The sequence below is a fragment of the Campylobacter troglodytis genome (assembly GCF_006864425.1).
Taxonomy (GTDB): Bacteria; Campylobacterota; Campylobacteria; order Campylobacterales; family Campylobacteraceae; genus Campylobacter_D; species Campylobacter_D troglodytis.
Window position 1 is genome coordinate 1 of record NZ_QHLI01000065.1, and the last position, 13,467, is coordinate 13,467.

General features: G+C 35.5%; 18 protein-coding genes and 2 pseudogenes. 7 read left to right on the plus strand and 13 right to left on the minus strand.

Features of this window, described 5'->3' with window-relative positions:
- Positions 1-452: 452 nt before the first annotated feature.
- The 4 genes from panD to panB form a co-directional block, all read right to left on the minus strand.
- Positions 453-833, minus strand: coding sequence for an aspartate 1-decarboxylase (gene panD / locus DMC01_RS10730; RefSeq protein WP_142694214.1), 381 nt, complete (start codon positions 831-833; stop codon positions 453-455).
- Positions 830-1,684 carry a pantoate--beta-alanine ligase gene (gene panC, locus DMC01_RS10735; RefSeq protein WP_142694215.1) on the minus strand — a complete coding sequence of 285 codons (855 nt, stop codon included), beginning with the start codon at positions 1,682-1,684 and terminating at the stop codon, positions 830-832. The genes panD and panC overlap by 4 nt, the downstream gene beginning before the upstream one ends.
- A gap of 254 nt (positions 1,685-1,938) precedes the next feature.
- Positions 1,939-2,124 carry a hypothetical protein gene (locus DMC01_RS10740; RefSeq protein WP_142694216.1) on the minus strand — a complete coding sequence of 62 codons (186 nt, stop codon included), beginning with the start codon at positions 2,122-2,124 and terminating at the stop codon, positions 1,939-1,941.
- 52 nt (positions 2,125-2,176) lie between these two features.
- On the minus strand, positions 2,177-2,992 hold the full coding sequence (panB, locus tag DMC01_RS10745; protein ID WP_142694217.1) for a 3-methyl-2-oxobutanoate hydroxymethyltransferase: 816 nt from the start codon (positions 2,990-2,992) through the stop codon (positions 2,177-2,179).
- Positions 2,993-3,141: 149 nt separating this feature from the next.
- On the opposite strand from panB, the gene rpoD reads away from it, so the two are divergent.
- Positions 3,142-5,034, plus strand: a complete 1,893-nt coding sequence (gene rpoD, locus DMC01_RS10750) for an RNA polymerase sigma factor RpoD (protein ID WP_427846124.1) — start codon at positions 3,142-3,144, stop codon at positions 5,032-5,034.
- A gap of 231 nt (positions 5,035-5,265) precedes the next feature.
- Here rpoD and DMC01_RS10755 read toward each other — a convergent pair.
- Positions 5,266-5,940 (minus strand): annotated as a pseudogene (locus tag DMC01_RS10755) (IS1595 family transposase).
- An 11-nt stretch (positions 5,941-5,951) separates the two neighbouring features.
- On the opposite strand from DMC01_RS10755, the gene DMC01_RS13705 reads away from it, so the two are divergent.
- On the plus strand, positions 5,952-6,119 hold the full coding sequence (locus DMC01_RS13705) for a hypothetical protein (protein ID WP_185908876.1): 168 nt from the start codon (positions 5,952-5,954) through the stop codon (positions 6,117-6,119).
- Positions 6,120-6,171: 52 nt separating this feature from the next.
- Here the strand turns inward: DMC01_RS13705 and DMC01_RS16820 are convergent, their stop codons facing one another.
- Positions 6,172-7,158, minus strand: a complete 987-nt coding sequence (locus DMC01_RS16820) for a methyl-accepting chemotaxis protein (protein ID WP_427846125.1) — start codon at positions 7,156-7,158, stop codon at positions 6,172-6,174.
- A gap of 135 nt (positions 7,159-7,293) precedes the next feature.
- Positions 7,294-7,812 (minus strand): annotated as a pseudogene (locus DMC01_RS16825) (MCP four helix bundle domain-containing protein); the annotation flags it as partial.
- 351 nt (positions 7,813-8,163) lie between these two features.
- Here DMC01_RS16825 and DMC01_RS10765 point away from each other — a divergent pair.
- From DMC01_RS10765 to DMC01_RS10780, 4 genes are all read left to right on the plus strand, one after another.
- Positions 8,164-8,388: a hypothetical protein gene (locus DMC01_RS10765; protein ID WP_142694219.1), complete on the plus strand. Its 225-nt coding sequence runs from the start codon at positions 8,164-8,166 to the stop codon at positions 8,386-8,388.
- 483 nt (positions 8,389-8,871) lie between these two features.
- Entirely contained in the window at positions 8,872-9,051 is a 180-nt protein-coding gene (locus tag DMC01_RS10770) for a hypothetical protein (RefSeq protein ID WP_142694220.1), read from the plus strand.
- Between the two features lie 16 nt (positions 9,052-9,067).
- Positions 9,068-9,631 carry a toprim domain-containing protein gene (locus tag DMC01_RS10775; protein WP_282432306.1) on the plus strand — a complete coding sequence of 188 codons (564 nt, stop codon included), beginning with the start codon at positions 9,068-9,070 and terminating at the stop codon, positions 9,629-9,631.
- A 331-nt stretch (positions 9,632-9,962) separates the two neighbouring features.
- The gene (locus DMC01_RS10780; protein WP_142694228.1) at positions 9,963-10,757 is read left to right on the plus strand and encodes a DNA-methyltransferase; all 795 of its coding nucleotides are present in this window, start codon (positions 9,963-9,965) and stop codon (positions 10,755-10,757) included.
- A 34-nt stretch (positions 10,758-10,791) separates the two neighbouring features.
- On the opposite strand, the gene DMC01_RS10785 is transcribed toward DMC01_RS10780, so the two are convergent.
- The 4 genes from DMC01_RS10785 to DMC01_RS10800 all read right to left on the minus strand — a co-directional run bounded on the left by DMC01_RS10785 (position 10,792) and on the right by DMC01_RS10800 (position 12,387).
- Positions 10,792-11,268, minus strand: a complete 477-nt coding sequence (locus DMC01_RS10785) for a HepT-like ribonuclease domain-containing protein (protein WP_142694222.1) — start codon at positions 11,266-11,268, stop codon at positions 10,792-10,794.
- 79 nt (positions 11,269-11,347) lie between these two features.
- Complete coding sequence (locus tag DMC01_RS10790; protein WP_142694223.1) at positions 11,348-11,671, minus strand: nucleotidyltransferase family protein; 324 nt, start codon at positions 11,669-11,671, stop codon at positions 11,348-11,350.
- 198 nt (positions 11,672-11,869) lie between these two features.
- On the minus strand, positions 11,870-12,166 hold the full coding sequence (locus DMC01_RS10795; RefSeq protein ID WP_142694224.1) for a site-specific integrase: 297 nt from the start codon (positions 12,164-12,166) through the stop codon (positions 11,870-11,872).
- Positions 12,160-12,387: a hypothetical protein gene (locus DMC01_RS10800; RefSeq protein WP_142694225.1), complete on the minus strand. Its 228-nt coding sequence runs from the start codon at positions 12,385-12,387 to the stop codon at positions 12,160-12,162. The genes DMC01_RS10795 and DMC01_RS10800 overlap by 7 nt, the downstream gene beginning before the upstream one ends.
- Here DMC01_RS10800 and DMC01_RS10805 point away from each other — a divergent pair.
- Positions 12,377-12,586 carry a hypothetical protein gene (locus DMC01_RS10805; protein ID WP_142694226.1) on the plus strand — a complete coding sequence of 70 codons (210 nt, stop codon included), beginning with the start codon at positions 12,377-12,379 and terminating at the stop codon, positions 12,584-12,586. The genes DMC01_RS10800 and DMC01_RS10805 overlap by 11 nt on opposite strands.
- A 266-nt stretch (positions 12,587-12,852) precedes the next feature.
- On the opposite strand, the gene DMC01_RS16055 is transcribed toward DMC01_RS10805, so the two are convergent.
- Positions 12,853-12,978: a hypothetical protein gene (locus tag DMC01_RS16055; RefSeq protein ID WP_282432305.1), complete on the minus strand. Its 126-nt coding sequence runs from the start codon at positions 12,976-12,978 to the stop codon at positions 12,853-12,855.
- A 15-nt stretch (positions 12,979-12,993) separates the two neighbouring features.
- Positions 12,994-13,131, minus strand: coding sequence for a hypothetical protein (locus DMC01_RS13710; protein ID WP_185908875.1), 138 nt, complete (start codon positions 13,129-13,131; stop codon positions 12,994-12,996).
- Positions 13,132-13,467: the final 336 nt, after the last annotated feature.

The following is a 13,467-nucleotide window of genomic DNA, read 5'->3' on the forward strand; positions in this document are numbered from 1 at the left end:
TTGCAAAGTTGCGAGTGTAACGAAGCAAAAAAATGCTTCGTAATTCCCTAAATTATATCTGCGAAATTCAGAAACGAATCTTTGTTTTTCATAGGACTTCACTTAAAAACCCTTTGGTTTAAGTTTAATTGAGCCTAAAATTATAAAATCTCACTTATTTGCGTGAATTTTTTTTAAGCCTCTTTGCTACAAAGGACTTTAAAAAGCTTTTAAAAAAGGCCTCTTAAATATCATATTTTATATTTGTGAATTTCAAAGCCTTAATGACAAAACTTTTTAAAAAGCCTTTGAAATGTCATACTTTGTCTTTGTGAATTTAAAAGCCTTGAAGTGTGTCTGAATTTAAGTAGTTTAAGACAGTTTTTTACGCATTTCAGTAAAACTAGCAAACCATGTTTTTCATAGTAAATTCTAGATATTTTAAAATTGCTTTTTTGTGAATTTCAATCAAATTAGCAAAGCTCACCGTGTTTTTCATAAAAGGCTATCTTTGAAATGGCATTTTTTTCATCAACTAGGATTATTTTTGGTTTGAATTTTAAAGCATCTTCTTGTTCTAAGCCAACATAAGCCATTATGATAACCTTATCTCCACGCTCCACCAGCCTTGCAGCTGCGCCATTTAGGCAAATTTCACCCCTTTTTTGAGTGGCTATGACATAGGTTTCAAAGCGAGCCCCTGTGTTGATATTAACAACTTGCACCCTCTCATACTCTAAGATCCCACTTGCTTTTAAAAGCTCTTCATCTATGCTTATACTGCCTACATAATCAAGCCTCGCCTCTGTTACTGTGGCTCTGTGAATTTTAGCCTTTAGCATAGTTATGGTCATTTTATGCCTCTTAATAAAAAATTATCTATAAGCCTTGTTTTTCCTATATATACAGCCACAGCTCCTAAAACATCGCCTTTTATGCTACTTAACTCCTCTATGGTATTTGCCTCAACTAGCTCTACATAATCTATCCTAGCTAGGCTCTCTTCTTGCAAAACATTAAGCATGGCATCCTTAACTGTCTTAGTCCTTCTTTCTCCACCCTCAATTAGCCTTTGTCCTAAGAAAACAGCCCTTGAAAGAACTAGGGCAGCCTTTCTTTCCTCTTTGTTTAAATACACATTCCTTGAGCTTTTTGCAAGTCCGTCTTCTTCTCTTATGATGGGGCATAGTTTAAGTTTTATGGGCATATTTAGATCCTTTGTCATTTGTTTTACAATGGCAAATTGCTGGGCGTCTTTTTGTCCAAAATAAGCCCTGTTGGGAGTTATGATATTAAAAAACTTGGTTAAAACAGTGCAAACCCCTCTAAAATGCCCCTTTCTACTTGCCCCACAAAGTTTATCGGTAAGTGAGTTTAGATCAACAAAGCTTTTAAAGTTTGTAGGGTAAAGCTGCTTTACAGAGGGAGCAAAGATAAGATCAACCCCTTCTTTTTTACAAAGGGCTCTATCTTTTTTAAGATCCCTTGGATATGTAGCTAGATCCTCATTTGCTCCAAATTGCATAGGATTTACGAAGATGCTTACTATGAGCTTGGCTTTTTTGTTCTTTCTAGCAGCTTTCATTAAACTTAGATGTCCCTCGTGTAAATAGCCCATAGTTGGCACAAGGCAGATTGTAAAATTTTGTTTTTTCCACTTTTTAACTATCTTTTTAAGCTCTTTTATCTCTTTAATAACCAGCACGGCGCTTCCTTTTATTTTTTTAATTTGTTTAAATTCTTTTATAACTTCAATAAGTTTCATAAATGCTTTTAATTTTGCGGAGAATGATTCCACAAATTCCTCCTACCTTGCGGAGGATGATTCTTATAGATTCCCCCTACCTTGCGGAGGGGGCTGTTGGTAAATTCAGCATTTAAATTTTCAATCTTATCAAAAAATATTTAATTTTACTGCCTAAGTTTATTTAACCGTGAAAACAAAGCCCTTTTTTAATTTTAAGGATTTAAATTCAAGTTGTTTGCCTTGAATTTTATTCTTTTAAAATGAAAAAGAACGGCAATCTTTCTTAAAACAAACACTAAATGGCTTGGCAGTTTTTGTCCAACAAAGCATTCAAGGACAAGACAATCTTTATCAAAACAAGCATTTAATGACATAGCACTCTTTATCGAAACAAGCATTTAATGACATAGCACTCTTTATCGAAACAAGCATTTAATAAACTTTAACTAGCTAATAAAGCTTGTTTAGTAACTCCTTGCTAGCATTAAAGCTATGTGCCTTATCAGGAAAGCTACCCTCTTTTACTTCTTGTATAAAGGCTTTTAAGCCCTCGCTTATATCGCTAAAGTTTTTTACAAATTTGGGCTTAAAATCAAGATTAAAGCCTAGTATATCGTGCCACACTAGCACCTGTCCATCGCAAAATTTCCCAGCTCCTATGCCGATAACAGGTATTGTTAATTTTTCAGTGATTTTTTGTGTTAACTGCCATGGCACACACTCTAAAAGCACAGCAAAGGCTCCTACTTCTTGGGCATTTTTGGCATCTTGGATCATTTGCTCTGCCTTAAATTCGTCATTTCCTTGTAATTTATAGCCACCTAGGACATTTACAAACTGAGGGGTTAGTCCTAAGTGAGACATCACAGGAATTCCAGCCTCGCTTATAGCCTTTATATGAGGTAAATAGGTGCTTCCTCCTTCTAGCTTCACAGCATTTGCCCTACCTTTTTTCAAAAGCTTGGCTGAATTTTTTACAGCCTCTTTTATGCTTGCTTGATAGGACATAAAGGGAAGATCAGCCACTATAAAAGCCTCCTTAACCCCCCTTGCTACTGCCTTGCTGTGATGGATCATATCCTTCATACTAACACTTAAAGTATCCTCATAGCCCAAAACCACCATACCTAAGGAATCGCCAACTAAGATCATATCCACCCCAAGCTGATCCAAAAGCTTTGCGGCTGAATACTCATAGGCTGTTATCATTGTAATTTTTTCATTTTTGTCTTTTTGTGCTTGTAGGGTTAGGATGGTTTTTTTCATTAACTATGCCTCATTGATAAAATGAATTAACAATTATAGCATTTAATCCTAAAGCTTAAAGCCCAAAATTGGCAAAAATTTATTATTTTATTTAATAACTGTGAAATAAAAGTCGATATAATCAAAAACTTAAATTTCAAGGAAAAATAATGATAAAATCAGAAAAAGAATTAGAAGAGTATCTCAAATCAAACGCCAAAGACTACGCAACCTACGAAAAACTAGTTAAATTCTTGCCAAAGGCTCCAAATTCAAGCACAGCCAAAAAGATAGAAAATTTATGCAAAAAATACAAGGTCAGCTTGTATTCCTCAGCCGAGGTAGCTCAAATGAGAAATATGGCAGAGGCAAAGCAAAGGGAAAAGGAAAAGCAAAAGCTTCAAAGCATAGGGCTTGAGAAGGATTTTGATCTAGCTAGTGAGCATGATTTATTAGAATGGAGCCGATCAGATAGCCCTGTGAGGATGTATCTAAGGGAGATGGGACAAATTTCTTTGCTAAGTAAGGATGAGGAGGTTGAGATCTCAAAAAAGATCGAGCTTGGAGAGGACATTATAATTGATGCTTTCTGTTCTGTGCCTTATCTAATAGACTTTATACTTGATTATAGAGAGCCTTTGATAAATAGAGAAAGAAGGGTGAAGGAGCTTTTTAGAAGCTTTGATGATGAGGAAAAGGATGAGGAACAGCTTGACTTTGAAGGAGATTTAGAAGAGGACTACGAGCTTGAAGCACAAAATGATATAAAAAACGAGGATGAGGGCTCAAAAAGAGAAAGCCAAGCTCCCATAAACAAGAAAGATGATGCTAGAACAAAGAAGGTTATGGAAAAATTCAAGGCTCTTGAAAAGGCTAAAAAGGAGTGGCTAAAAACGGCTCAGAATTTCAAAGAAATTGAAAACAATGAGCTTTTAAACAAGCTCATCATAGCCTTTAAGAAAAACATTTTAAAAGAAAAATTGATGGATTTGGGTCCCACTTCAAAGCTTATAACCGAAATCGTAAAGTCTATGGAAACGGCTTTAAAAAGCGATGATGAGTTTGCAAAGGAACTTAAAAGGCTTGAATACCGTCTTCCTATGTTTAGCGATGAGCTAAAATCTCGCCACGCACAGATCCTAGAAAACATCACAAAACTAAGTAAGGATGAGATTATAGAGCTTTGCTTAGAAACCACTATGGTTAGCACCTATATGGACATAAAAAAGCTTTTTCAGACCAAAGAGGCAAGTAAGACAGGCTTTGATCTAGAAAAGGATAGATTAAAAGAGATCTTAGAGCAGATCAAAAGGGGAAAAAGAATCTCAGATGCTGCAAAAAGCAGAATGGCAAAGTCAAATTTACGACTTGTAGTAAGCATAGCCAAGCGTTACACGAACCGTGGATTGCCATTTTTAGATTTAATACAAGAAGGCAACATAGGGCTTATGAAGGCTGTGGATAAGTTTGAGTATAAAAGAGGCTACAAATTCTCTACCTACGCGACTTGGTGGATTCGCCAAGCCATAAGCCGTGCCATAGCAGATCAGGCTCGCACCATCCGCATACCCATTCATATGATAGAAACCATAAATCAGATAAATAAAATCGTGCGAGAACACATACAAAAAAACGGCAAGGAACCCGATGTATCCTTCATCGCAAAGGAAGTGGGGCTAAGTGTGGATAAGGTAAAGCAAGTAATTAAAATTACCAAAGAACCCATTTCCCTTGAAGCACCCATAGGCAGTGAGGATGATGGCAAATTTGGAGACTTTGTCGAGGATAGAGGCTCGCTGTCTCCAATGGATCATATACTAAGAAATGATCTAAAAGATCAGATCGATGAGGTCTTAGAGCAACTAAATGATCGAGAAAAGGCTGTGATACAAATGCGTTTTGGGCTTATGCCCGATGAAAGCGATAGAACGCTTGAAGAAATAGGCAAGGAACTTAATGTAACCCGCGAAAGAGTTAGACAAATAGAAAGCTCAGCGATTAAAAAGCTAAAACACCCAAAGGTAGGTAGGAAGCTGAAAAACTATATCGAGGGGTGGAAGTAGGGGGCTTGTTTGCACATTAAGCCCTTTGCTAAGAGTGGCTTGAATTTGGCTTTTTAAGCATCAAGTTGCCCAGCTCTTTGTGGTGTCCTTTGTGGCAAAGAAGTTTAAAAGTTTCACGCAGCTAAGTGAGTGTTTATAATTTTAATTTCTGGCATTTTTTAATAAAATTTCTAGCTACTTTTAGGATGATAAATTTGATTTAAGCTTGATGTTTTTTAAAAAAGTTAAGGCTCAAGATACTCTAATAGGATTTTCCCTTATCAACTTTAATAAAATTTGATAAAGATTTTGTCCCAAATTTTTCGTCTTAATTCTGTTTCTTTTAAATGAAGGACAAAATTTTCTTTTTTTATGCCTCTAAATTTCGCTAAACGAAACTTCGCAAATCCTCAGAAATTCTCTATGCCGTTTATGTGATTTCGTCCCTTTGCACACTCAAATTTGGCATGTTTTACTCTGTAATGTGCCTTTGCTCCTTCTTGCAAAGTTGCGAGTAAAACTAAGCAAAAAATCCACCAAGCCGTCGAGGCTTTCCAGCTGTCGCTGTAAATTTCACTTTCTTTAAGCTCTAAAAAGTCCTAGGTAGCAACTCTTTGGCGAAGCAGTGTTTGACGACCTGTGTATAAACTCGTGTGATCGCGTTTTAACATACCAAACACAGGCGTTTTTTTGCCAGCTCCACGCCCACGCTTGCCACGCACATGTCTTGCACCTTCTGCTTGCAGTTGCGAGTGTAACGAAGCAAAAAATAACTTTCACCCTCTTCGATTTCACCGCTGAGATTTTTTCGCACTCTTTAAGGGTTAAAAGCCTTATTTGTTGCACTATTCTATTCACGCAAGGGCGAGAAACCTTGCACAAAACAGCGATTTTGCTCACGCAAATGTCAGCACAAAAACACTCCAAAAATTGCCTAAATGTTCGTTTTCAAATGTAGGGCAAAAATATATACTAAGATCGATTTTACCAAGCTTTTAGATCTAATTATCTCAGCTAAAAGTATCAATCGTCAAAATTCACAACAAGCCCTAAATTCAAAAGCCACTCAAAAAAGCCCTCCCACAAAAGCCATTAAAAGCCATTAAAAGCCATTAAAAATTCATTAAAAAGCCATAACTTCAAGCCCTTTTAAAAAATTCACACCTTAAAATTAGCAGTGTAATCTTTAAGCGTATTTGAGATAGTTTCTAGCTGATCTGAGGTGCTTGAGTTTTCGTGCATTAGCTTTGCTGTTTCTTTTGAGTGCTCATGCAAGGAATGTATGTCCTTGGATATTTCCTCCATTAGTGAAACTTGCTTTTTTGAGGCATCTGAGACCTCTTTTGTGTTGGCAAAGGAGTTGTTTGCCCCTGTGTTTATCTGCTCTAAGATCTCAGTTGCTTCGTGTATTAAATTTAGCCCATTTTGCACCTGAGGGTTTGCTGTTTGCATAGCTAGGACACTATTTGCAGTGCCTTCTTGCACAACTTGAATCATAGCTGAGATTTCAGTAGTAACATCTTGGGTTTTTTCTGCTAATTTTCTAACCTCATCAGCCACCACAGCAAAGCCTCTTCCTTGCTCCCCAGCCCTTGCTGCTTCTATGGCTGCATTTAGTGCCAAAAGATTTGTTTGATCGGCTATGTCTTTGATTAACTGCATAGCATCAGAGATTTTTTGCGAATTTGCTTCTAATGAGCTTATTTGCTCGCTACTTTCATTTAGGGTTTGAGAGATCTTTTCCATCTCTAAGGACACCTCTTGCACGGCTTCTTTTCCCTTGGCTGAAAGAGTGGCATTTTTTGAGGAGTTTTCCTCTGTTAGTGAGGCTATGCTTGCTATTTGATCGGCTAAAACAGATACATTTTCTACTAGCTTTGCTATGTTTTCACAAAGTTGCATTTGCTCATTGCTTGCCTCGCTAGCTTTTTCTGATGAATCAGACACCAAATGTGCCTTTTGGCTTAATTCTTGAGCGTTTTTGATTAAATTTACAATGATACCTTTTAGGTTATTTTGCATAGTCGCAGCCCCTCCTAGCAAGGAAGTTGGATTGTTTGTGTCAATTACCGATCTTAGATCCCCCTTTGATAAGGTATTCATTATCTTTGCTACTAGCACAGGCTCAGCCCCAAGGATCTTCATAAGGCTTTTGATTATATAAAAGGCTACGGTTAGGGCTATGATAACTCCTATGGCAGCTAGGTAAAAATTTAGGCTTAAAAAGGCAAAGATGTTGGACTTTGCTAACTCACTTGCTCTTATATTTTTTTCCTCTTGATAGTCCAAGAAATCATTGATCGCCCTAAGCCAATCAACAAAGGCCTGTCTCAGACTCATATTCAAAAGATCCCTTGCTTCTTTTTGTCCGTTTGAAAGCTGATCTTGCATAAATTTTTTAACATCTGGATCAGCTTTTAAGTAGATATTATGAATGGCATTAAAAAGCTGCTTGTCCTTTTCATCAAACATCAAAGGATCATTATAAATTCCTTGCAAGGACTTGGTGTTTTCTATGTACTGAGTTTCTAGTTCTTTTAAATGCCCTAGAGCAGTTTGCAGATCTTTTTCAGTATCTACTAGCATAAGATCTCTTAAAGTTATGGCACTGTCATGCACAGCACCTCTTAAATTGATAGCGTATCTACTTTTTTGAGGGTTTATCTCTCTTAGCTCAACAAGGGCATCAGAAACAGAGCTAACCCTTATATAGCCTATTATAACTATGACAAGTATAACAAGCACCAGCACTCCAAAGCCAAAGCCAAGCTGCTTACGAACAGATAAGCTCTTTTCCATTGTGTCTCCTTGATTTAATATGACAAATTCTAAATCGTTTTTTTTTTTTTTTTTGTGAAGAGCTTTTTGAAATTTTATATAAAAAATTTTCCTTGCCTTTTTTGTGAAGGGTTTTTTGGAAGTTTTATATAAAGAATTTGCTTTAAAAATTTTACCTGCCTTTGAATTTAAACAGTTTGCAATTCACAAGCTTTGAATTTCAGCCGTTTGCAATTCACAGCCTTTGAATTTAAACCGTTTATAAGTTACATAAGCGATTTTAATCCTTTTTTAAGCGTTTTAAACAGTTTTATTGCTTAAATCTAAGAAAAATTCAAAGAAACTTGAAGTGTTTTTTTGCCTTTTAAGGGGTTGAATTTAAGGATAGTCGTTTTTGTGAATTTAAACTTTCATACCTTTCAACTCACCTCCCTCTCTCAAATTTCTTTAAAAGCATTTCAAAAAAGCGCAAATCTACACCCCCCACTCAGTGTGAGGGTTTACGAGAGTAGGGGTTTTGTATGCGTAGCGAATTTGTGGTGTGAAGGCACTGAGGGTACAAAATGTGAGAAAATTGAGAGATTTAAAGTAAATTGAGGGACTTTAAAGGCTTTGCAAATGAGAGCTTGAATTTTAGATCTTTTTGAAAGGAAGTGAAAATACTTTTATGAATTTGCTTTGAAGGGGCTTTAAGTGGGCTTTGAAAGGCTTTTAAAAAAATGAGTGGGTTGGGGGGAGTTATAAATTTGGGTTCTTGGGAGGGATTTTAAAGGAATTTGAGGTCATTGAAAAAGCCTTGAGGAATTTTAGAGCCTTGAAAGTGTTTTACAAATTTGAGAGGATTTGAATTTAAGAGCCTTAACTTCAAGCTTAAATCAATTTACACTTATTTTCAAAAAATTCACAGCCAAAGCTTTTTTGCAAAATATTAAAACATTTTTATTTAAAAAACCAAGCTTACATTCAACCCATAAGTGCGCTTGAGTTTAGCAAAAATAATCCTTTATCATAAAGCTAGAATTTTAAAATTCACCTTGTCATTTTAGCTGTGGCGAAGAATATAGTGCAAAAATTCCGCTTATGAGTGCAAATGCTAGCAGTAAATATGACAATTTAGACACCATTGAATTTGTAAATCAATGCACCTTTATGCAGTATTTACAATACCCCATTTATAAAAAAGATGAAAACGCCCTTATAAAACAGCTTTGCTATGGCAAAAAGGGTTTAGAGATACTTAAAAGCAAGGACACAAGCTGAGATTAAAAATATCATACTGTGTGAGAGTATCATTGATAGCTTAAGTCTTTATGAATTAGGAGGTTTTAAAAGCGAGGATACCTTGCTTTGTTCTACAAATGGACAAATTACTCAAAGCCACTTTGAGACCTTAAATTATCTTAGCAAAATGAGTGAAAATTCAATTATTGTGCTTGGCTTTGATAATGACAAAAAGGGACAAAACTTCACACAAAAAGCAAAAGAGGCTTTAAAGGAGCATAAAATAGAGCTTAAAAAGCCTGTTTTAAAAGATTTTAATGATGATTTAATGGCTTTTAAGCTTTTAAATTTAAACAAAGACTTTGACAAAAAAGACTTAGAATTAGCCGTAGAGACTAAGTTAAATGAGCCTATAAGGTATTTTTTAAAAAATCACAACACAATTTTAACTGAGGCAAGAGGAAAATATCTTAATAAAGCCTTGTTTGCAAAGGATAAATTAATGTTTTTTGTGCATAAGCTTGATAGCTTTGTAGATGATAAAGAATTAGACAAGAGCCTTAATCTTTGTAAAAAAATGCAAGCTTATGAGGATAAGAATTTAAAAAGGGGGAGATGATGAGAAAGGATAAAGGCAATGAATACACTTGAATTTAAACAAAATGGCATAGAGAAAGGCTAAACAATGATTTTTAAGCAAATGTGTGAAAATTTAGTGCGAGTGGATCTTGCTTAAAAATTTAAACAAAAAGGAACAAATATGAATGCTAATGAGCTTATTGCCACAATCATAATTTTAGTTTTGTTTTGTGGTATGTGTTGGTGGGGTTGGCTTTGGGGTGAGTTCATCAAAAGACAAAACGAAGATAAATAAAAAGGCAAACACAAGGACTTTAAGTCAAATTCACAACACCCCGATAAACCAAGTCTTTTATCACACAAGCACAAATATGCACGAGCTAGATGATAAAAGCGTGGATTTAATCATCACAAGTCCTCCTTATTTTAACATAAAGGATTATTCATTAAAAAATGACAATAAAAGGCAAGATTTTGGGGCTTTTAAGGATTATGATGAGTTTATAAAGGCTTTGTTAGCTGTGTGGAAAGAGTGTTTTAGGGTGTTAAAGCCTAATGGCAAGCTCTGCATAAACACTCCGCTTATGCCTATACCTAAAAAGACACTCAAAACGCATTACAATCGCCACATTTATGATTTAAACGCCGACATTCAAAATAGCATTTTAAGTCAAACGCCCTTTTTTCTTTATGATACTTATATTTGGAATAGAACCTATCATGGCAGGACAAAGGCTTTAATGTTTGGCTCTTATCCTTATCCACGCAATTTTTACAGCCAAAACACAAGCGAATTCATAAGCATTTATGTCAAGGACGGCAAGCCTTGTGAGGTGTCAAAAGAGCGTAAAGAACAAAGCAAACTCACTCAAAGTGAATGGCTTGAATTCACAAAGCACATTTGGGATATTACACCGCCAAATAAAAGCGACAAGGCTTTACACCCTAAGGTAATGCCAAGTGAAATACCTTACCGCTTAATAAAAATGTTTAGCTTTGTGGGGGATTTAGTGCTTGATTGCTTTGCAGGTAGTGGAACGACTTTAAAAGTAGCAAGAGAGCTTAAAAGAGACTTTGTAGGATATGAGCTTTATGAGCATTTTAAAAATGTAATTGAGGCAAAGATAGCTTATGAGCCTAGTTTGTTTGAAAGGGCTGAAATTTAAGAGAAATGGCGTGATGAGTTAAGAATTTATAGGATTATCTACTTTTAGAATGTTCTTTTTGGATAGTTTTAATGATTTTAAGGCTTTTTTTATCTATTTCTTCGCCTTTATTTTTGAGTTCATTGTAAATTTTAAGTATAAGCTTTTCTTGTTTTATTTTGGCGTCTTCATAGAATGAGTTTTTGTTGTTTTCGTAATATTTAAGTTCTTTTTTTAATGCGTCTTGTGAATTTTTGGTTTTGTTTTGGCTTAAAATTTGTTTGAGTTCATCTTTAAGTTTTGGTAAATCAAAGCGGATTGTGTCTTCTAATTGTCCTAAATCTAGTCCTTCATAATCGTGTGCGATTGCATTTCTTGTATCGGCAAGCCCTTTTAAATGGTAATTTGCCAAAGATTTTATAATGTGTATTTCTTTCTTATCTTGGAGTTTTTGAATTTGCTCTTGTATGGATATTAAGTGCATAGTAATGGCTGGACGAGTTGATTTTCTGTCTTCTAGTGCTTTTATCACTCCGCCATTTTCTTCGCAAATCTACTCTATAAATTGTATGCTTTCAAGCATAGTTTCTACTCGGTTTAAAGCTTTTTCGCTAGACATAAATCGCACCTTTAAGGAATTTGGCTTTTCTTTCATCATTAAAGCCTGTTATATTGCACAAATCAACCTCTTTGCGAAAATGTCTTGCTATATCTTGTCTTAAATCTTCCAAAAAAGAAAAACCCTTAAAGCCTAAATGTTTTTTACGAAATTCATCTGTCGTTTTCACAAAAATATCTATATCACTATATATAGTCGCTTCCTCTTTGGCAAATGAGCCAAAAAGCCCTATTTCAGTGATACCCTCTTTTGCGAGTTTGGGTTTTAGCTCTTTAAGGTAAAGCAGTATTGGCTCTTTTATTGATTTAGGGTTCATTTTCTATCCTTTCTCTATGGCTATTTTACCATATTTTTGAATTTTTTGCCACCCTTACAAAGAGAAGTGGCAAATTTAGCCTTAAAGCTTCACTCACCATTTAAATTTACCACACACAGTTAGTTAAAACTCCATATCTTTCAAAAAACTATTTCATTTACATTCTTTGGCAGGTATTTCGCATAAACCTTAAATGTTTCAGTAAGGCTCTAGCATAACCCTACTTATCCACATAGGCTCTTCGCCCTTTGAGAGCATTACACTAGCAAAGCTATGCCTTGTATCATAAAGTCTGCGTTTGGGCGTAATGTTTAGCTCTTCTTGCAAGGCATAAAATTCAGCCCTTAATTTTTTCACAGGACTTTTAAATAAAAAGCCACTATCAGTGCTTTTCGCCTTATTTTCAAGCTCTTTTACCACAAGGGGTAGTAAATCGATAGTCCTGTATGAGCTTCTTGTCTTTGAGACATTTGTAGTTTTGCCGTCATTTAGCATGGTGCGGAGGGGGCTAGGGGGTGGGTAGATTTTGTATTGGCAAAATTATCATTTTGTGAAATTTGTGAATCTTCTTTTATATTGTCATTCTGAGTGCAACGCATAGCGTGAAGCGAAGAATCTCTATATTCTAAAGAATCTTCACTTTGAGAATCTGAGATACTTCGGGCTTTGCCCTCAATATGACAAGGTTTATGGAAAGCTTTGGCTTTGCCTCGCAATGACCCACCCCCCCAAACCCCCTTCGCATGGAAGGGGGTTTTAAATAAGGCAAACTCCATCTATCAAGGCGAGGGGGCTTTACAAGGCGAAGTTTTGGCAAGAAATGACAAGATAAGCAAACTCGAACAAGAAATCGACACATTAGTCTATGCCCTTTATGATTTCAACGCCGATGAAATCGCACTCATAAACAAATAAACCAAAAAGGGCAAAATTCCGTGAATTTCTTTGATTTTTGTGCTATTTTTAAAAAGGTGTGAATTTTTTAGAAAATTTATAAAATTTTGTCATTTTAAGCGACAGCGAAGAATCTCAAAATTCTAAAAGAGTTTCTTTGCTTTTTACGAAGGCTTAGAATGACAAAAACAAAAATTATCATGCTAAGTGCAGCGAAGAAACTCAAATCTCCCCTTGCCATACTTAGCGAAGTTGTGAGTAAAACGAAGTAAAAATCAACCAAGTCATCATAAGTTTTGAAACTTGCCTAAAATTGTGGCATTTTCTAGATCTGCAAAATCCCTTATAATAGACAATAGTTCTTTGACAGAGCAATGATTGAGCGTATAAATGTAGCCGTTGCGTTTTAGCAAATCTTTTGCTTTCAGTTACAAGAGGCTTAACGAAGTAAAAACACAGACGTTTTCAGCCCCACACACATGCTTACCACGCACCCTTTTTGCTCCTTCTACTGGCAGTTGCAAGACGAAACGAAGTAAAAAATAACTCTCATTAACCTCAACCACTCATTTTCTAAAGAAACTTCGTTTTGCTGATTTTTTCACGCTTTTTGGCTATTAAAATGCGAATTTCTTGCAAAATTCTATTCACACAAGCACGAGAAATTTTGCAAAGCCCAGCGTCTTTTCGCCTCTAAATCAAGGCTTCTTGCAAAGGGACAAGAGGCTTAACGAAGTAAAAAATACTTCGTAATTTCTTAAATTTCTTTTGAGACAATTAAAGAATGTATCATATATTTGTTTTAGGCTCAAGACAACTTAAGCTCAAATAAAAAAGCTTCAAGTTATGATTACAGCGATGAAAAATAAGTATATCAATCGTTTCAAAATTTCAGAGGCTAA